Here is a 20,324-nt window from a genome sequence, read left to right on the forward strand (position 1 = left end):
GGCTCCGGTGCACACCGAGTGCGCGGGTCAGGCGGCGACGACATCCACCGCTTCCGCGGGTGCCTTGATTGTCACCCGTCCCGTCGGCACACCTGCCACCGACGTCACGGAGACGGAATTGAGCATGGGGCGCACCGGTACAGGTACCGGATCGCCGGCTGCTGCCGACTCGGCCAGCTCAGCCAGCGACAGCTCATCGCTCACTTCACGCATGAGCTCGGACATCCGTACGTCAAGCGCGTCGCAAATGGCGGAGAGCAGCTCGGAGGATGCCTCCTTCTGCCCCCGCTCCACCTCGGAGAGATAGCCGAGCGAGACTCGGGCGGACGAGGAGACTTCGCGCAGAGTACGGCCTTGGCGCTGGCGCTGCCGACGCAGCACGTCACCAAGCAGGCGACGGAGCAGAATCATCGGTGGCTCCCTCCTCGGACCGCGTAGCCGCATCCTTCACGCCCCACCGTACCGCCTTGCGCTGCGGCCGTGCGGGGAGCGATGTCGTGTTCACTCAGGGCTGCAAACATCAATTCCCCCCGTTGTGTTCCGTATCCTGTGCGCTCGCATTCTCGCCGAGTTCGCCGGAGAGCAATTCCAGCACGCTCCGTACACTCTCTCTACGGATGTCCGCCCGGTCGCCGTTCAACCGCAGCGCGGCTACTTTCTCCGCGCCGTCCGGCCCCGCGACCGCTACGTAGACCGTTCCGACGGGTTTGCCGTCCTGTGACTCGGGTCCCGCGACGCCGGTGGTCGACAAGCCCCAGTCTGCACCGAGAACGCGCCGCACACCTGTCGCCATCTGCCGCGCAACCTCGGGATCCACCGCTCCGTGCGCTGCCAGCAGGGCCCCGTCCACAGCCAGCACGTCCCGCTTCAGGGGCGTGGCGTACGCCGTCACGGACCCACGGAAGGAGTGTGAGGCACCAGGTACGGAGGTCAGTTCCGCCGCGACCAGGCCGCCGGTCAGCGACTCGGCGACGGCGAGAGTCTCACCGCGCTCCACGAGCAGCTGCAGCACCCGGGCCGCGGAAGTCACCGCTCGGCCTCCGCGGAATCCGAAGCGCCGGCGGACGCGGATACCTCGGAAGCCAGGTCGGCCGCAGCAGCCCGCTCAGCCGCCAGTCCCTTGCGCCGCAGCACAACCGCCTGGCGCACATAGTCGAGCCCGGTGACGACCGTCAGCACGACGGCCACCGCCATCACCCAGAAGCGCAGCGTGGCAAGCGGGCCGGTCAGCGCCAGGACATACATCCCGACGGCCGTCCCCTGCGCGAGTGTCTTCATCTTCCCGCCGCGACTGGCCGGAATCACCGCATGCCGTATCACCCAGAACCGCATCAAGGTGATGCCGATCTCGCGGAAGAGGATCACGCCCGTGACCCACCACGGCAGATCGCCGAGGTACGACAGACAGATCAGCGCGGCACCCATGATCGCCTTGTCGGCAATCGGGTCGGCGATCTTCCCGAAGTCGGTGACCAGGTTGTATGTGCGCGCCAGGTGACCGTCGAAGAGGTCGGTGATCATGGCGACGGCGAACGCCGCCCAGGCGAAGGAGCGCCAGGCCGGGTCGTAGCCGCCGTTGTGCAGCAGCAGCATGACGAAGCCGGGCACCAACAGCAGCCGCACCATGGTCAGGATGTTGGCGATGTTCCACAGGCTGGCCTGGTTGACGGCCGCAGTGCCCAGCTTGCCGCCGCGGACCGGCTTCGTGCCGGATCCGCCTGCTGCGGATGCCGGGACTCCGGTCATCTGGCTGCCTCCGCAAGCTCGGAACACTCGGCCACCAGGTCCACTCCCTCGGTGCCCACCACCTTTGCCTCGACCATACGGCCCGGCACGAGGCCCTCGCGCCCCGTGAAGAGCACCTGGCCGTCCGTTTCGGGGGCCTGATGCGCCGCACGCCCCACCGCGCGCGGCTCGTCGTCCGTGGGGTCGACCGACTCGACCAGCACCTGGAGGGACTCTCCGAGCCGCTCCTCGGCGCGCTGGGACGTCAGCTCCTCGGCCAGCTGCGAGATGTGCGCGAGCCGCTCCGCGATGACGTCGGCGCCGAGCTTGTTCTCGTAGCCGACCGCCTCGGTGCCCTCCTCGTCGGAGTACCCGAAGACGCCGATGGCATCCAGCCGCGCACCTGTGAGGAAGCGTTCCAGCTCGGCGAGGTCGGCCTCGGTCTCCCCGGGGAAGCCCACGATGAAGTTCGACCGCGCACCGGCCTGCGGCGCCTTGCTGCGGATGGTCTCCAGGAGCTCCAGGAAGCTGTCGGTGTCCCCGAAGCGGCGCATCGCGCGCAGCACCCCGGGGGCGGAGTGCTGGAAGGAGAGATCGAAGTACGGGGCGACCTTCGGCGTCGACGTCAGTACGTCGATCAGACCGGGCCGCATCTCGGCGGGCTGCAGGTAGCTGACCCGGATCCGCTCGATCCCGTCGACGTCGGCGAGCTCCGGCAGCAGCGTCTCCAGCAGCCGGATGTCGCCGAGGTCCTTGCCGTACGAGGTGTTGTTCTCGGAGACCAGCATGACCTCCTTGACGCCCTGATCGGCCAGCCAGCGGGTCTCCTGCAGAACGTCCGAGGGGCGCCGCGAAATGAAGGAGCCGCGGAAGGACGGGATGGCGCAGAAGGAGCAGCGGCGGTCGCAGCCGGAGGCGAGCTTCACCGAGGCGACCGGGCTGGTGCCCAGCCGGCGGCGCAGCGGCGCGCGCGGCCCGGAGACCGGCGCAACCCCGTCCGGGAGGTCCGCAGGGGCCGGGGCGGCTTCCTGTGCGTGCCCGGGCAGCGCGACCGCTGCGTCCTGCCGCTCGGTCGGGCTGATCGGCAGCAGCTTGCGCCGGTCACGCGGGGTGTGCGAGGCGTGGATGCCCCCGTTGAGGATGGTCTGGAGGCGGTCGGAGATGTCGGCGTAGTCGTCGAAACCGAGGACCCCGTCGGCTTCCGGCAGGGCTTCGGCAAGATCCTTGCCGTAGCGCTCGGCCATGCAGCCGACCGCGACCACGGCCTGGGTCCGGCCGTGGTCCTTCAGATCGTTGGCTTCGAGAAGAGCGTCGACGGAGTCCTTCTTCGCGGCCTCGACGAATCCACAGGTGTTGACGACGGCGACATCCGCGTCGGAGGCATTCTCGACGAGCTCCCAGCCGTCCGCTGCCAAGCGGCCTGCGAGCTCCTCCGAGTCCACCTCGTTACGGGCGCAGCCAAGAGTGACAAGGGCGACGGTACGGCGTTCGGGCATGGGCTCAAGACTACTTTGTCCTGGCACTCACCCCGCCGAGCAGGGTTCCGCCCTTACAGGGAGTAACAATGACGCGAGCGCCCGGCAGGATTGCCGGGCGCTCGCGGTGTACACAATGCCGTCAGCCGACCTCGGGGTCGCCCTTCGTGTACGAGAGCCGCTCGACCTGGCCCGGCTGGAACTTGTCCTCGACCTTCTTGCCATTGACGAAGAGTTCGATCGAACCGGCATCACCTAGGACGAGGTCGATCCGCTCCTTGTCCTGGAAGGTCTTGGACTGGCCCTGCAGCAGCAGCCCGTCGAAGAGCTGCCGCCCGTTGTGGTCCTTGGCAGAGATCCAGCTCTTGCCCTGAGTGGCGCTGAGCTTGACCGTGACCTTGTCCCGCGGGGCCGCGGCGATGGCGCTGTCGGACGGTACGGGCTTGGGGTCGGCGGTCTTGGTGGGCTTGGGTTTGGGGCTGGTTGTGTTGGGCGTCGAACCTTCCGCGACCTGCGTGGACGTGCCGCCGTCGTCACCGCCCTTGAAGAAGGTGAAGCCGACGAAGCCGACCACGGCGACGATCGCCGCGACCATGGCCGCGGTCCAGTTGGGCCGACGGGGATCGGAACGGATCCGTTCGGCTTCGAACATCGGCGCCGCCGGCGTGGGCGCGGGACGGCCGCCGTGCTCGGCGTCGTACTGCGAAACCAGCGGTTCCGGATCGATGGAGACGGCACGCGCCAAGGTGCGGATATGGCCGCGGGCGTACACGTCGCCGCCGCAGCGGGAGAAGTCGTCCTCCTCGATCGCGTGCACGATGGGGATGCGCACCCGGGTGGACGAGCTGACCTCTTCGACCGTGAGACCTGCGGCGATACGAGCCTGCTGAAGCACTCGACCGATCGAAGGCCGGTCGTCTTCGGGGGAGTTGCCGATGGACACGGGGGCGCCTTTCGAGCGTGAGCCACCTGCTGGGTGTTCAGTCTAGGGGGGGTACGAAAGGGTGGGGCAACCGGGAGCAAGGACTTTGTACGCCATCGGATTCGAACACCATCGGATGCGAACGCCGTCCCATTCGCCGGACGCCCTCTGGAAGAACATCCTGCTGTCCCTTCCCTCAACTTGACGTGCGACCCGGCGAAACGGTTGCCCATCAGACCCTTACGAAGCAGTTTCCCCGCGGATCTGTGCCAACACCTCGTCCAGTTCATCCGGCTTCACCATGACATCGCGTGCCTTGGACCCCTCGCTCGGTCCGACGATGTTCCGCGACTCCATGAGGTCCATGAGCCGGCCGGCCTTGGCGAAGCCGACCCGCAGCTTGCGCTGGAGCATCGAGGTGGAGCCGAACTGGGTGGAGACGACCAGTTCGGCGGCCTGGCAGAGCAGATCCAGGTCATCGCCGATGTCCTCGTCGATCTCCTTCTTCTTGGCCCCGCCGACCACCACGTCCTCGCGGAAGACCGGCGCCATCTGATCCTTGCAGTGTTGGACGATGGCCGCGACCTCGCCCTCCGTGACGAACGCGCCCTGCATGCGGGTGGGCTTGTTGGCCCCCATCGGCAGGAACAGTCCGTCTCCCTTGCCGATCAGCTTCTCGGCGCCGGGCTGGTCGAGGATGACACGGCTGTCCGCGAGCGAAGACGTCGCGAAGGCGAGCCTGGAGGGCACATTCGCCTTGATCAGACCGGTGACGACATCGACCGAGGGCCGCTGGGTGGCGAGCACGAGATGGATGCCTGCGGCGCGCGCCAGCTGGGTGATGCGGACGATGGCGTCCTCGACGTCGCGCGGAGCGACCATCATCAGGTCGGCCAGCTCGTCGACGATGACCAGCAGATACGGGTACGGGGAGAGCTCCCGCTCGCTGCCCTCCGGCAGCTTGACCTTGCCATTGCGCACGGCCTGGTTGAAGTCGTCGATGTGCCGGTATCCAAACGCGGCGAGGTCGTCGTACCGGAGGTCCATCTCCCGTACGACCCACTGCAGTGCCTCGGCGGCGCGCTTCGGGTTGGTGATGATCGGCGTGATCAGGTGCGGGATGCCCTCGTACGCGGTCAGCTCGACGCGCTTGGGGTCGACCAGCACCATCCGTACGTCCTCCGGGGTCGCCCGCACCATGACCGAGGTGATCAGGCAGTTGATGCAGGACGACTTGCCGGAACCGGTCGCACCGGCCACCAGCACGTGCGGCATCTTCGCGAGGTTGGCCATTACATAGCCGCCCTCGACGTCCTTGCCGAGCGCGACCAGCATCGGGTGGTCGTCCTCGGCCGCGTCCGCGAGGCGCAGCACATCGCCGAGGTTGACCATCTCACGGTCGGTGTTGGGGATCTCGATGCCGACGGCGGACTTCCCCGGGATCGGGGAGATGATCCGGACGTCGGGGCTGGCGACGGCGTACGCGATGTTCTTGGCGAGCGCCGTGATCCGCTCGACCTTCACAGCCGGGCCGAGCTCCACCTCGTAGCGCGTCACCGTCGGTCCGCGGGTGAAACCGGTGACCGCGGCATCGACCTTGAACTCGGTGAAGACGTTCGTCAGGGAGGCGACGATCGTGTCGTTGGCGGCGCTGCGGGTCTTGCCCGGACCGCCGCGTTCCAGCAGGTCGAGCGAGGGCAGCGCGTACGTGATGTCGCCGGAGAGCTGCAGCTGCTCGGCGCGGGCCGGAAGCGGCTGGGACTGCGAGCGGTCGGGAGCGGGCTTCGTCAGATCGGGTACACCATCGAAGAGCGCTGCACTCTTCTCCGACTTCCCCACCCCCTGGGCCTGCTCCGCCTCGCGGGCGCCGGGCACCGGGGTGCCGGACCGATCACGGTTCCGCTCGACGGTGACGCCCTGGGTGAGGTCGGCGACGATCGGCGAGGGCGGCATGCCGTTGAGTACTGCCCCGTCGAGCGCCGCGGCCGCGGCCGCGGCGACGTCCACCGCGTCCATGGTGCGGTTCATCGCGGGCTGCGCGGAGGGCCTGCGCGGCCTGCGGCGCTTGGAGAGCGCCTCGGCCTCCGCCTGCTCGGGGTCGTACTCCTCGGGCGCCTCGGAGCGACGTGCGGAGGAGCGTCGTGAGCGGGCGGGCAGCGCGTCGCGCCACTGCTCGTCGTACCGCTCGTCGTCGCTCTCGTCATCCGCCTCGGGGTCGTACGCCGGGTCGACGATCCCCAGCTTGGAGCCGAGCAGTCGCAGCCGCTGCGGAATGGCGTTCACCGGGGTCGCGGTGACGACGAGCAGTCCGAAGACGGTGAGGAGCAGGAGCAGCGGTACGGCGAGGACCTCGCCCATGGTGTAGATCAACGGCTTGGAGGCGGCCCAGCCGATCAGGCCGCCCGCGTCCTGCATCGCCTCGCTGCCGTCCCCGCGGCCCGGCGATCCGCACGCGATGTGCACCTGCCCGAGCACCCCGATGACCAGGGCGGAGAGTCCGATGACGATACGTCCGTTGGCCTCGGGCTTCTCCGGGTAGAGGATCAGCCGCACGGCGATCGCGCCGAGCAGTATCGGGACGAGCAGATCGAGCCGGCCGAAGGCGCCGGTGACGAGCATCTCGACGAGATCGCCGACGGGCCCCCGCAGATTCGACCAGGTGCCCGCGGCCACGACCAGCGCGAGGCCGAGCAGCAGAAGGGCGACGCCGTCCTTGCGATGTGCGGGATCGAGTCCCTTGGCGCCGCGCCCTATGCCACGGAGCATCGCGCCGACGGCATGGGCCGCACCGAGCCAGATGGCGCGCACCAGCCAGTACACACCCCCGGTGGGTGACGGTGCAGGTCTGGGCACAGCCGTCTTCTTGGCCGGTGCCTTCTTGGCCGGTGCCTTCTTCGCGGTCGCCGTCTTCTTCGCGGCGGCTTTCTTCGCGGGCGCGGCTTTCTTCGCCGGACCCGCGGTACGGCCGGGACGCTTCGCGGTGCCCGCCGTGCCCTGGGAACCCTTGCCGGACGTACGTGAGGCCATGGTGCCGAGGTTACCGGTGTCGGCGGCCATGAACACGTGTGCCTCTGGGTTCACCCGACCGTGTCGCCGCACAGAGGCAGGAAACTGACGCGCCCTCACCGTGGACGGGCCGTCAGCGTCCCGACCTCGAACGCGGCTTGCGGGCCGGGGAGTTCCGCGGAGGACGCGTTACGAAGGAAGCGCGGCCGTGCCGCTCCCGGTGCCCGGCTCCAGCGCGTCGAGCGCACGCCGCAGTCCGGTCAGCTTCCGTTCGAGATGGGCGGCCGTGGCCACCGCCGCGGCGTCCGCCGATTCGTCGTCGAGCTGCTTGGAGAGGGCCTCCGCCTGCTCCTCGACGGCCGCGAGGCGCGCCGAGAGTTCGGCCAGCAGTCCGGCGGGCTCCTTGTCCTGGTCCACGCTCGGCCGGCCGCCGCCCTCGAGCTGGAGCCTGAGCAGTGCGGCCTGCTCGCGCAGTTGGCAGTTCTTCGTGTAGAGCTCGACGAAGACCGAGACCTTGGCGCGCAGCACCCAGGGATCGAACGGCTTCGAGATGTAGTCCACCGCGCCCGCCGCGTACCCCCGGAAGGTGTGATGCGGACCGTGATTGATCGCGGTGAGGAAGATGATCGGGATGTCCCGGGTCCGCTCCCGCCGCTTGATATGCGCGGCGGTTTCGAAACCGTCCATGCCCGGCATCTGGACGTCCAGCAGAATGACCGCAAAGTCGTCCGTCAGCAGCGCTTTGAGCGCTTCCTCCCCTGACGATGCCCGTACCAGCGTCTGATCGAGCGCAGAGAGGATGGCCTCCAGCGCCAGCAGATTCTCCGGCCGGTCATCGACCAGGAGGATCTTGGCCTTCTGCACCATGGCCCGTCCTCCTCGCCCCGGAATTGCACCGGGCGCCGCCCCAGGGGACGACTCCCTTGCGCCGTCCGTCCTTGTGCCGGTCATGGTAGCCGCACCCCGCCCGTCACCACACCCTGTCACCGCGATGTCACTGTGCACATACCAGAAACGCGGTGGGAGACCAGAAGGTTCCCCGCCCACCGCCTCCTCACACCCCTTCGAGCACAGTCGATCAGCAACTTATCGCGATCCGCTCAAACGACGATCACTCTCCGCGCATCCACTGCTCCATGACGGAGAGCAGATGGTCAGGATCAACAGGCTTGGTGACATAGTCGGAAGCACCGGAATCGATCGCCTTCTCCCTGTCGCCCTTCATCGCCTTCGCGGTCAGCGCGATGATGGGCAGCCCGGCGAACTGCGGCATCCGGCGGATCGCAGTCGTTGTCGCATACCCGTCCATCTCCGGCATCATGATGTCCATCAGCACGACCGTCACATCGTCGTGCTGCTCCAGGACTTCGATGCCCTCGCGCCCGTTCTCCGCGTACAGCACCGAGAGACCGTGCTGCTCCAGCACGCTGGTCAGCGCGAAGACGTTACGGATGTCGTCGTCGACGATCAGCACCTTCTCGGCATCGAACCGGAACACCTTGCGGGCCTCGGGCTCCTCCTGACCCGCCGCCGCCCACGACTCCTGGGGCGGCGCGGTCGGCGCGGTGCTCCTCGGCGGCAGCGCGGGCCTCCGCTCCGTTGCACCGAGCGCCTTGCGGCGATGCCGGAACAGCCCTGCGGAACCGATCGGATCGCGCAGCGGCGCCGACAGACCCGTGCCCGCCCCCGCCTCCGGAATCAGCCCTTCCTCGACCGCCTGGCCATGCGCCTCGATGGGACCGGGGCCGATCTGCGGGTAGCCCTGCGGCGGCAGCTCACTGGGGTGCAGCGGCAGATACAGCGTGAAGGTCGAGCCACGGCCCGGCTCGCTCGCCGCATGGATCTCGCCGCCCAGCAGCCGGGCGATCTCCCGGCTGATGGACAGCCCGAGCCCCGTACCGCCGTACTTGCGGCTCGTCGTACCGTCCGCCTGCTTGAACGCCTCGAAGATCACCAGCATCTTGCTGGACGCGATCCCGATACCGGTGTCGGTGACCGAGAACGCGATCAGATCGGCGTCGGCGTCGCGCAGCGAACCGGCTTCGAGGAGCTGCTCACGGATGGCGTTCGGCACATCCGCGCCGGCAGGCCGGATCACCAGCTCGACGGCGCCGCTGTCGGTGAACTTCACCGCGTTGGACAGCAGGTTGCGCAGCACCTGCAGCAGCCGCTGTTCGTCGGTGTGCAGTGTCGCAGGCAGCTCCGGCGACACCCGTACGGAGAAGTCGAGCCCCTTCTCCGCAGTGAGCGGCCGGAACGTCGCCTCCACATAGTCGACCAGCTGGACCAGCGCGATCCGGGTCGGGCTGACGTCCATCTTGCCCGCCTCGACCTTCGACAGATCGAGGATGTCGTTGATCAGCTGAAGCAGGTCGGAACCCGCCCCGTGGATCGTCTCGGCGAACTCCACCTGCTTCGGCGAGAGATTGCCCTCGGCGTTGTCCGCGAGCAACTTGGCCAGGATGAGCAGCGAGTTGAGCGGCGTGCGCAGCTCGTGCGACATGTTCGCCAGGAATTCGGACTTGTAGCGCATCGAGACCGCGAGCTGCTCGGCGCGCTCCTCCAGAACCTGCCGGGCCTCCTCGATCTCGGTGTTCTTCACCTCGATGTCACGGTTCTGCTGGGCCAGCAGCTCGGCCTTCTCCTCCAGTTCGGCGTTGGAGGCCTGCAGAGCCTTCTGCCGGTTCTCCAACTCCTCCGACCGGTCCCGCAGTTGCTCGGTCAGCTCCTGCGACTGTTCCAGGAGCTTCTCCGTCTTGGTGTTGACACTGATCGTGTTGACGCTCGTCGCGATCATCTCGGCGAGCTGGTTGAGGAAGTCCCGCTGAATGTGGGTGAACGGCTGGAACGAGGCCAGCTCGATCACACCGAGGACCTGCCCCTCGAAGAGCACCGGCAGCACGATCACATGCGCGGGCGGCGCCTCGCCGAGCCCCGAGGAGATCTTCAGATAACCCGGCGGCACGTTGTCCACCTGGATCGTCCGCTTCTCCTCCGCCGCCGTGCCGATGAGCGTCTCGCCCGGCCGGAACGACGTCGGCATCGATCCCGCGGAGTAGCCGTAGCTGCCCCGCATCCGGAGCACATACGCGCCTTCCTTGTCGGCGTCCGCCCCCACCGCCTCGATGTCGCCGGTCGGCACGGCCAGGAAGAACGCCCCGTGCTGCGCCGAGACGACCGGGGTCAGCTCGCTCATGATCAGTGAAGCGACGTCGTCGAGATCGCGACGCCCCTGCATCAGACCGGAGATCCGGGCGAGGTTGCCCTTGAGCCAGTCCTGCTCCTTGTTGGTGGCCGTGGTGTCGCGCAGGTTGGCGATCATCGTGTTGATGTTGTCCTGCAGGGCCTGGATCTCGCCGGCCGCGTCCACGTCGATCTTGAGGTTGAGATCGCCGCGGGTCACCGCGGTGGCGACGGCCGCGATGGCTCGCACCTGACGGGTCAGGTTCCCGGCCATCTCGTTCACGGACTCGGTGAGGTCGCGCCAGGTGCCGTCCACGTCCCGTACCCGGGCCTGACCGCCCAGCTGCCCCTCGGTGCCCACCTCGCGGGCCACCCGGGTCACCTGCTCGGCGAAGGACGACAGCTGGTCGACCATCGTGTTGATGGTGTTCTTCAGCTCCAGGATCTCGCCGCGGGCGTCGATGTCGATCTTCTTGGTGAGATCGCCCTTGGCGATGGCTGTGGTGACCGTGGCGATCTGGCGCACCTGACCGGTCAGGTTGGACGCCATCGAGTTCACCGACTCGGTCAGGTCCTTCCACGTACCGGAGACGCCCGGGACCCGCGCCTGACCGCCCAGCTCACCTTCCGTGCCCACCTCACGGGCGACTCGCGTCACCTCGTCGGCGAACGACGACAGCGTCGTCACCATCGTGTTGACGGTGTCGGCGAGCTCGGCGACCTCGCCACGGGCCTCGACGGTCACCTTCTTGGTGAGGTCGCCGTTGGCGACCGCGGACGAGACCCGGGAGATGTTCCGCACCTGGCTGGTCAGGTTGTTGGCCATCAGGTTGACGTTGTCGCTGAGGTCCTTCCAGATTCCCGTCGCACCTCGCACCCGGGCCTGGCCGCCCAGGATGCCCTCGGTGCCCACCTCGCGCGCGACTCGCGTCACCTCGTCGGCGAAGTTGAGGAGCTGGTCGACCATCGTGTTGACGGTCGTCACCAGTTCGAGGATTTCACCCTTGGCGTCGACGGTGATCTTCTTCGAGAGATCGCCCTTGGCGACCGCGGTGGTGACCTCGGCGATGTTGCGGACCTGCAGGGTCAGGTTGTTCGCCATGCCGTTGACGGACTGGGTGAGGTCCTTCCAGGTACCGGACACGCCCTGCACCTCGGCCTGACCGCCCAGAATGCCTGCCGTGCCCACCTCACGGGCGACCCGCGTGACCTGCTCCGCGAAGTTCGACAGCTGGTCCACCATCGTGTTGAGGGTGTTCTTCAGCTCCAGGATCTCGCCGCGGGCGTCCACGTCGATCTTCTGCGACAGGTCACCGCGCGCCACCGCGGTCGCGACCTGCGCGATGTTACGCACCTGAGCGGTGAGGTTCCCCGCCATGCCGTTCACCGAATCGGTCAGATCGCGCCACACACCGGCCACGCCGGGCACCTGCGCCTGACCGCCGAGCCGCCCGTCCGTGCCCACTTCACGGGCCACCCGGGTCACCTGCTCGGCGAAGGCGGAGAGCTGGTCGACCATCGTGTTGATGGTGTTCTTCAGCTCCAGGATCTCGCCGCGGGCGTCCACGTCGATCTTCTGCGACAGGTCGCCCCGCGCGACCGCAGTCGTCACCTGGGCGATCTGACGCACCTGCGAGGTCAGGTTCCCCGCCATGAAGTTGACGGAGTCGGTGAGCTCCTTCCACGTACCGGAGACACCGTCGACCCGCGCCTGGCCGCCGAGCCGGCCCTCCGTGCCCACGTCCCGCGCCATCCGTGTCACCTGGTCGGCGAAGGACGACAGCTGCGCCACCATCGTGTTGACGGTGTTCTTCAGCTCCAGCATCTCGCCGGCCACATCCACGGTGACCTTCTGCGACAGATCGCCGTTCGCGACCGCCGTCGTCACCTGCGCGATGTCCCGCACCTGACCCGTCAGGTTCCGGAACGCCGTGTTCACCGAATCGGTGAGGTCCTTCCACGTACCCGCCGCACCCGGCACCTCGGCCTGTCCGCCCAGCCGGCCCTCGACACCGACCTCCCGAGCGACCCGGGTCACTTCGGAACCGAAGGACTGCAGCTGGTCCACCATCGTGTTGACGGTGTTCTTCAGCTCCAGCATCTCGCCGGCCACATCGACCGTGACCTTCTGCGTCATGTCGCCGCTGGCCACCGCAGTGGTCACCTGCGCGATGTCCCGCACCTGCGTCGTCAGGTTCCGGAAGACCGTGTTCACCGAATCGGTGAGGTCCTTCCACGTACCCGCCGCACCCGGCACCTGCGCCTGACCGCCGAGCAGACCCTCGCCACCGACCTCGCTCGCCACCCGCGTCACTTCGTCCGCGAAGGTCCGCAGCGTCTCGGTCATCTGGTTGATCGTCTCGGCGAGCTGCGCCACCTCGCCGCGGGCACTGACCGTCACCTTCTGCGACAGGTCGCCGTTGGCGACCGCCGTCGTCACCTCGGCGATGCCACGCACCTGCGAGGTGAGGTTTCCGGCCATCGTGTTGACGGAGTCGGTGAGGTCCTTCCACACCCCGGCCACACCGGGCACCGTCGCCTGACCGCCCAGCTCGCCCTCCGTGCCCACCTCACGGGCGACCCGGGTCACCTCGGAGGAGAACGACGACAGCTGGTCGACCATCGTGTTGACGGTGTTCTTCAGCTGGAGCATCTCGCCGGCCACATGGACAGTGACCTTCCGCGACAGATCACCCTTGGCGACCGCCGTCGTCACCAGCGCGATGTCCCGCACCTGCGCGGTGAGCCGGTACGCCATGGTGTTGACGGAGTCCGTGAGGTCCTTCCAGGAACCGGACATTCCGCGCACCTGGGCCTGCCCGCCCAGCTTGCCCTCGGTACCCACCTCGACCGCCACCCGCGTCACCTGCTCGGTGAACGCCGACAGCTGGTCGACCAGGTTGTTGACCGTACGGGCCACCTTCAGGAACTCGCCACGCAGCGGTCGCACGGTCTCGTCGGCCGTGTGCGACCGGAGCTCCATCCGCTGTTCGAGATCACCGTCGGCAACCGCCGAGAGCACCCGCCCGACCTCCGACACCGGCCGCGCCAGGTCGTCGACCAGCTCGTTCGAGGCGTCGATGGCGGCGGCCCAGGAGCCCTCGCAGGCCCCCGTCTCCAGCCGCTCGGTCAGCTTCCCCTCGCGCCCGACCACGCGACGTACACGTGCCAGTTCGCCGGTGAGGTGAAGATTACGGTCGGCGACCTCGTTGAAGACCGCCGCGAGCTCCGTCATCACGCCGTCGCCCGAGACGGTCAGCCGCCGGCGGAAGTTCCCGTCGCGCATCGCCACCAGGCCCGCGAGCAGTCTGTTGAGCGCCGCCGCATCGACGTCGATCGTTCCATTGCGCTGTTTCTTCACGGACTGTCCGCCTTTTGTGCGCGTGCTTGATCCCCGCGCCGCCACGCCAGACTCCACCGTGTCCCTCCCGCAGGGGTTGACCGTATCGCTCGGGCCTTTATCTGGGAGCTTGCCCAGTTCCACATTGGCTCACCGCCACTGCCCACCGTTGACGGGTGACCATGCGGACGTCAAATCGTTGAAACGTACCAGGCCGAAACAGATCGAGGTGGAACCTCCAACGGTTGTCCCTCATCCCTCCGTTGGGAAGCCCACACTTGTCCGCTCACCGACCACATCCTGGTCGCCCTTGTCCGAACTCGGCCCTCGTGTACCCGGGACCGAGACCGAGCGTCTAGCCTGGCTAAGCGAATCGAAGCGGCGAGAAACGGGCACAGGACTCGGGGAAGCGACGAGACACCATATGGGGAGTGCTGTGATCACCGCGCGCGCGGCTGCCACCTTCGACCCGGTCGGGCGCTCCGTCGCGACCGCCCGCGCCTTCGTGCGTGACACCATTCAGGGCTGGGGGTACACCGACATCGTGGACGACGCGGTCGTCCTCACCAGCGAGCTCGTGACCAACGCGGTGGTGCACGCAGGCACCGCCGCCGACGTGCTGTGTCTGCGCACGGAGGACGGTGTCCGGGTCGAGGTCTCCGACCGCTATCCGGAACGGGAGATCCCGCTCCAGAGCACCGGCCTGGACTTCGGCAGCCCGGACCGGGAGAGCGGCCGCGGTCTGCTGCTCTGCGCGGCGCTCGCTTCCCGGTGGGGCGTCGAGTACTCCCCGACGCACAAACACGTCTGGTTCCAGCTCGATCTCCCCGAACGCCCGGTGGGCATCCGCTCCGCCGGCCCCCTGCTCCCCACCGACCTCCTCCCGGTGTCCGACGAGCGCGTCCGGGTCGCCGTCGTCCAGATCGACAGCTCCGGTGCCATCGCCACCTGGAACGACGACTGCGCGTTCCTCTTCGGCTACAGCGCGGATCAGGTCACCGGTAAGCAACTCACCGACTTCATGGCGTGGCCGCACACCCCCGGCACCAATACGGGCATCGCCGACGCTCTCCAGCTCTCCCGCTGGGAGGGCAGCTACGGGATCCGGGGCGCCGACGGCCGCACCATCCCGGTCTATGCCTCGCACCTCAGAGTTCGCGACACCCACGGCGAACCGTCGACAGTCTGTCTGCTCGTCCGCGACTACGAGCGCGCCGTGTTGCAGTCCCCGGTCCGCACCCCCGTCTCCGACCTCGGCGCCGAGAGCCGCGCCACGGACCCGTTCGAGGTTTTCATCGGCTCCCCCGCCCCCGACGACCTCGACGGACTGCTCCAGCGCACCGTCGAGCGGGCCCGCGACATGCTCGACGCGGATTCGGCTTTCCTGCTGCTGGCCACGGACGACGAGACGGAGCTGGAGGTACGGGCCACGACCGGCCTCCCGTCCGCCCGTCAGCGCTTCGCCCGGGTCCCCGTCGAAGCCGGCACCGGACGGTACGGCTCCGCCCGGATGCCCGCCGTCCACGAGGACCTGACCGCCGTACCCGGGGCCGTACCCCTGCTCGGCGGCACCGGCATGCGCTCCGTCGTCACCGTCCCGCTCAAGGTCGAAGGCCGACTCACCGGCTCACTCGGTGTCGCCGCCGAAGCACCGGGCCGGTACACCAACGAGGAAGCCCTGCGCCTCCAGTTCGCCGCGGACCGCATCGCACTTGCCGTCGAATCGGCCCGCCTCGGCGAACTCGAAAGGCTCCGCCGCGGTTCGCTGTCCTTCCTCGTCGAGGCCTCCGACCTCCTTGCCGGCACGCTCGACCGGGACCAGACACTGGCGCTGATGGCCCAGATGACGGTCCCCACCCTGGCCACCTGGTGCGCCGTCTACACCATCGCCGACCAGTCCTCGGAGCCGTACCTCTCCTATGTGCTGCACGAGGACGAGGAGCTCATCGACGGACTCAAGGCGCTGCTCTCCAAGATCTCCCCGCCGGACCCCGTGCCGACACCCGGCGCCCGGGTCTGGGCCGCACCCTCCGAGGCCGCCCACGAGGCGGCCCTGCGCACCTCCATGCACAGCCTCGGCCTCAGCGAGTCCACCGCTCTCGGCGCCGGTATCCGTTCGACGCTGGCCACCGCAGCCGCGGTGGGCGGCGAGACGGTGGTCCTGCCGCTCGTCGCCCGGAACCGCGTCATCGGCATGCTCACGCTCGGCAAACCGTCCGACGACCACTTCCGCCAGGAGATCCTCGAACTGGCCGAGGACCTGTCCCGACGTGCCGCCCTCGCCCTCGACAACGCCCGTCTCTACTCGGAGCGCATGGCGATCAGTCAGTCCCTGCAGCGCAGCCTGCTGCCGCCAGGCCTCCCCGATGTCCCCAATGTCGAGATCGAGGTCATCTACCGGGCGGCCGGCGAGGGCAACGAGGTCGGCGGCGACTTCTACGACGTCTTCCCGATCCGCGACGGCGCATATGGCTTCGCCATCGGTGACGTCTGCGGTACGGGCCCGGAGGCCGCGGCCGTCACGGGCCTGGCCCGCCACGCCCTGCGACTGCTCGCCCGAGAGGGCTTCGGCGGCCCGGCCGTCCTGGAGCGTCTCAACGCCGCCATCCTCGACGAGGGCTCCCGCAGCCGCTTCCTCACCCTCCTCTACGGAGAGTTGTGGCCCCAGAAGGACGGCAGCGCCCTTCTCAAGGTGGTGTGCGCCGGCCATCCCCTGCCACTGCGCCTGCGCCAGGACGGCACGGTCGAGGCAGCAGCCGAACCACAGCCGCTGCTGGGCGTCATCGAGGACCTCGAACTGTACGAGCAGACGGTCACCCTCAGCCCCGGCGATGTCCTGCTCTGCGTGACCGACGGCGTGACAGAACGCCGTGAAGGTACCCGCATGCTGGGGGACGACGGTCTGGCCGACGTCCTCACCATGTGTACGGGCCTCACTGCCGGAGCGGTGGCGTCCCGTGTCCTGCGGGCCGTCGAACGCTTCGCAGCCGAACCGGCCTCCGACGACATGGCCATCCTGGCGATGCGGGTCCCGGAACCCCCCACGGCCTGACGGCGAATCATCGATGAGCTGGTCGGCGCCCCCGGCGCCGGCAATCCGGACCACCTCCAGGGGAAAGAGCCTGAAGGCATCGGACATGCGAAAGGCCCCCGCCGATGGCGGGGGCCTTTCGCATTACTTGAGCCCCAATACGGAATCGAACCGTAGACCTTCTCCTTACCATGGAGACGCTCTACCGACTGAGCTATTGGGGCCTGCTGCGCGGTGGCAACGAGATAGAGCATACCCCGAACTCGGGGATATTCATAACCACGCGCGGCCCAAGTCCAAACCTTCTCACCGGCACCTGTCTTCGCCTGCCCCACGGTCCGGTACAGGATTCCTGCGCCCGGTGAGCCGGCATCCGATAAACGCAGAAAAGCCCCGCACCAGAGGTGCGGGGCTTTCCCGGAATAATTGTTCGGCGGCGTCCTACTCTCCCACAGGGTCCCCCCTGCAGTACCATCGGCGCTGAAAGGCTTAGCTTCCGGGTTCGGAATGTAACCGGGCGTTTCCCTAACGCAATGACCACCGAAACACTATGAAATTAACCAACACCGGGCAACAACACGGCCGTTCGTTATTTCAGAACTAACACAGTGGACGCGAGCAACTGAGGACAAGCCCTCGGCCTATTAGTACCAGTCAGCTCCACCCGTTGCCGGGCTTCCACATCTGGCCTATCAACCCAGTCGTCTACTGGGAGCCTTAACCCCTCAAAGGGGGTGGGAATACTCATCTCGAAGCAGGCTTCCCGCTTAGATGCTTTCAGCGGTTATCCTTTCCGAACGTAGCCAACCAGCCATGCCCTTGGCAGGACAACTGGCACACCAGAGGTTCGTCCGTCCCGGTCCTCTCGTACTAGGGACAGCCCTTCTCAATATTCCTACGCGCGCAGCGGATAGGGACCGAACTGTCTCACGACGTTCTAAACCCAGCTCGCGTACCGCTTTAATGGGCGAACAGCCCAACCCTTGGGACCGACTCCAGCCCCAGGATGCGACGAGCCGACATCGAGGTGCCAAACCATCCCGTCGATATGGACTCTTGGGGAAGATCAGCCTGTTATCCCCGGGGTACCTTTTATCCGTTGAGCGACAGCGCTTCCACAAGCCACTGCCGGATCACTAGTCCCGACTTTCGTCCCTGCTCGACCCGTCGGTCTCACAGTCAAGCTCCCTTGTGCACTTACACTCAACACCTGATTGCCAACCAGGCTGAGGGAACCTTTGGGCGCCTCCGTTACTCTTTAGGAGGCAACCGCCCCAGTTAAACTACCCATCAGACACTGTCCCTGATCCGGATCACGGACCCAGGTTAGACATCCAGCACGACCAGAGTGGTATTTCAACGGCGACTCCACAACCACTGGCGTGGCTGCTTCAAAGTCTCCCACCTATCCTACACAAGCCGAACCGAACACCAATATCAAACTGTAGTAAAGGTCCCGGGGTCTTTCCGTCCTGCTGCGCGAAACGAGCATCTTTACTCGTAGTGCAATTTCACCGGGCCTATGGTTGAGACAGTCGAGAAGTCGTTACGCCATTCGTGCAGGTCGGAACTTACCCGACAAGGAATTTCGCTACCTTAGGATGGTTATAGTTACCACCGCCGTTTACTGGCGCTTAAGTTCTCAGCTTCGCCGACCCGAAAGTCAGCTAACCGGTCCCCTTAACGTTCCAGCACCGGGCAGGCGTCAGTCCGTATACATCGCCTTACGGCTTCGCACGGACCTGTGTTTTTAGTAAACAGTCGCTTCTCGCTGGTCTCTGCGGCCACCCCCAGCTCATGGAGTAAATCCAATCACCAGTGATGGCCCCCCTTCTCCCGAAGTTACGGGGGCATTTTGCCGAGTTCCTTAACCATAGTTCACCCGAACGCCTCGGTATTCTCTACCTGACCACCTGAGTCGGTTTAGGGTACGGGCCGCCATGAAACTCGCTAGAGGCTTTTCTCGACAGCATAGGATCATCCACTTCACCACAATCGGCTCGGCATCAGGTCTCAGGCTTAATGTGTGACGGATTTGCCTATCACACGCCCTACACCCTTACCCCGGGACTACCACCGCCCGGGCTGGACTACCTTCCTGCGTCACCCCATCGCTTACCTACTACAAGTCTGGTTCGTCGGCTCCACCACTACCCTCAACTCCGAAGAGATCGGGCCGGCTTCACGGACTTAGCATCGCCTGATTCAGTACTGGGCGTTTCAAAGCGGGTACCGGAATATCAACCGGTTGTCCATCGACTACGCCTGTCGGCCTCGCCTTAGGTCCCGACTTACCCTGGGCAGATCAGCTTGACCCAGGAACCCTTAGTCAATCGGCGCACACGTTTCTCACGTGTGTATCGCTACTCATGCCTGCATTCTCACTCGTGAACCGTCCACAACTCGCTTCCGCGGCTGCTTCACCCGGCACACGACGCTCCCCTACCCATCCCAGCAGGCGTTGGCCCTATATGCTGGAATGACACGACTTCGGCGGTACGCTTGAGCCCCGCTACATTGTCGGCGCGGAATCACTTGACCAGTGAGCTATTACGCACTCTTTCAAGGGTGGCTGCTTCTAAGCCAACCTCCTGGTTGTCTCTGCGACTCCACATCCTTTCCCACTTAGCGTACGCTTAGGGGCCTTAGTCGATGCTCTGGGCTGTTTCCCTCTCGACCATGGAGCTTATCCCCCACAGTCTCACTGCCGTGCTCTCACTTACCGGCATTCGGAGTTTGGCTAAGGTCAGTAACCCGGTAGGGCCCATCGCCTATCCAGTGCTCTACCTCCGGCAAGAAACACACGACGCTGCACCTAAATGCATTTCGGGGAGAACCAGCTATCACGGAGTTTGATTGGCCTTTCACCCCTAACCACAGGTCATCCCCCAGGTTTTCAACCCTGGTGGGTTCGGTCCTCCACGAAGTCTTACCTCCGCTTCAACCTGCCCATGGCTAGATCACTCCGCTTCGGGTCTTGAGCGCGCTACTAAAACGCCCTATTCGGACTCGCTTTCGCTACGGCTTCCCCACACGGGTTAACCTCGCAACACACCGCAAACTCGCAGGCTCATTCTTCAAAAGGCACGCAGTCACGACTGTTGCTCCGAAGAACAACAGCGACGCTCCCACGGCTTGTAGGCACACGGTTTCAGGTACTATTTCACTCCGCTCCCGCGGTACTTTTCACCATTCCCTCACGGTACTATCCGCTATCGGTCACCAGGGAATATTTAGGCTTAGCGGGTGGTCCCGCCAGATTCACACGGGATTTCTCGGGCCCCGTGCTACTTGGGTGTCTCTTAAACGAGCCGTTAATGTTTCAGCTACGGGGGTCTTACCCTCTACGCCGGACCTTTCGCATGTCCTTCGCCTACATCAACGGTTTCTGACTCGCCTCACAGCCGGCAGACTGTGAAAAAGAGATCCCACAACCCCGCATGCGCAACCCCTGCCGGGTATCACACGCATACGGTTTGGCCTCATCCAGTTTCGCTCGCCACTACTCCCGGAATCACGGTTGTTTTCTCTTCCTGAGGGTACTGAGATGTTTCACTTCCCCTCGTTCCCTCCACACTGCCTATGTGTTCAGCAGCGGGTGACAGCCCATGACGACTGCCGGGTTTCCCCATTCGGACACCC

Annotated in this window: 9 protein-coding genes, 1 tRNA gene and 2 rRNA genes (1 of these 12 only partly in view); 1 reads left to right on the forward strand and 11 read right to left on the reverse strand. The window is 66.4% G+C overall.

Annotated features, from left to right (window positions below; translation table 11 throughout):
* Positions 1-27: 27 nt before the first annotated feature.
* From OHA03_RS04830 to OHA03_RS04865, 8 genes are all read right to left on the reverse strand, one after another.
* Positions 28-411, reverse strand: coding sequence for a helix-turn-helix domain-containing protein (locus tag OHA03_RS04830; protein ID WP_030927058.1), 384 nt, complete (start codon positions 409-411; stop codon positions 28-30).
* Positions 412-520: 109 nt separating this feature from the next.
* Complete coding sequence (locus OHA03_RS04835; protein WP_267001074.1) at positions 521-1,030, reverse strand: CinA family protein; 510 nt, start codon at positions 1,028-1,030, stop codon at positions 521-523.
* On the reverse strand, positions 1,027-1,746 hold the full coding sequence (gene pgsA, locus OHA03_RS04840) for a CDP-diacylglycerol--glycerol-3-phosphate 3-phosphatidyltransferase (RefSeq protein WP_267001076.1): 720 nt from the start codon (positions 1,744-1,746) through the stop codon (positions 1,027-1,029). Before pgsA ends, OHA03_RS04835 begins: the two co-directional genes overlap by 4 nt.
* Positions 1,743-3,221: a 30S ribosomal protein S12 methylthiotransferase RimO gene (rimO, locus tag OHA03_RS04845; RefSeq protein ID WP_267001078.1), complete on the reverse strand. Its 1,479-nt coding sequence runs from the start codon at positions 3,219-3,221 to the stop codon at positions 1,743-1,745. Before rimO ends, pgsA begins: the two co-directional genes overlap by 4 nt.
* A gap of 121 nt (positions 3,222-3,342) precedes the next feature.
* The gene (locus OHA03_RS04850) at positions 3,343-4,143 is read right to left on the reverse strand and encodes a helix-turn-helix domain-containing protein (protein ID WP_267001080.1); all 801 of its coding nucleotides are present in this window, start codon (positions 4,141-4,143) and stop codon (positions 3,343-3,345) included.
* Between the two features lie 219 nt (positions 4,144-4,362).
* Complete coding sequence (locus OHA03_RS04855) at positions 4,363-7,149, reverse strand: DNA translocase FtsK (RefSeq protein WP_267001082.1); 2,787 nt, start codon at positions 7,147-7,149, stop codon at positions 4,363-4,365.
* Between the two features lie 168 nt (positions 7,150-7,317).
* Positions 7,318-7,995, reverse strand: coding sequence for a two-component system response regulator (locus OHA03_RS04860; RefSeq protein WP_267001084.1), 678 nt, complete (start codon positions 7,993-7,995; stop codon positions 7,318-7,320).
* Between the two features lie 244 nt (positions 7,996-8,239).
* Entirely contained in the window at positions 8,240-13,672 is a 5,433-nt protein-coding gene (locus tag OHA03_RS04865) for a HAMP domain-containing protein (protein WP_267001086.1), read from the reverse strand.
* A 403-nt stretch (positions 13,673-14,075) separates the two neighbouring features.
* Between OHA03_RS04865 and OHA03_RS04870 the strand changes: the two genes are divergently transcribed.
* Positions 14,076-16,703, forward strand: coding sequence for a SpoIIE family protein phosphatase (locus OHA03_RS04870; RefSeq protein WP_267001088.1), 2,628 nt, complete (start codon positions 14,076-14,078; stop codon positions 16,701-16,703).
* A gap of 130 nt (positions 16,704-16,833) precedes the next feature.
* On the opposite strand, the gene OHA03_RS04875 is transcribed toward OHA03_RS04870, so the two are convergent.
* The 3 genes from OHA03_RS04875 to OHA03_RS04885 form a co-directional block, all read right to left on the reverse strand.
* Positions 16,834-16,906, reverse strand: a tRNA-Thr gene (locus tag OHA03_RS04875).
* Positions 16,907-17,110: 204 nt separating this feature from the next.
* Positions 17,111-17,227 (reverse strand): 5S ribosomal RNA (rrf, locus tag OHA03_RS04880).
* Between the two features lie 79 nt (positions 17,228-17,306).
* A 23S ribosomal RNA gene (locus OHA03_RS04885) occupies positions 17,307-20,324 on the reverse strand; it runs 108 nt beyond the window's last position.

It is taken from the genome of Streptomyces sp. NBC_00154 (assembly GCF_026342835.1).
Classification (GTDB): domain Bacteria; phylum Actinomycetota; class Actinomycetes; order Streptomycetales; family Streptomycetaceae; genus Streptomyces.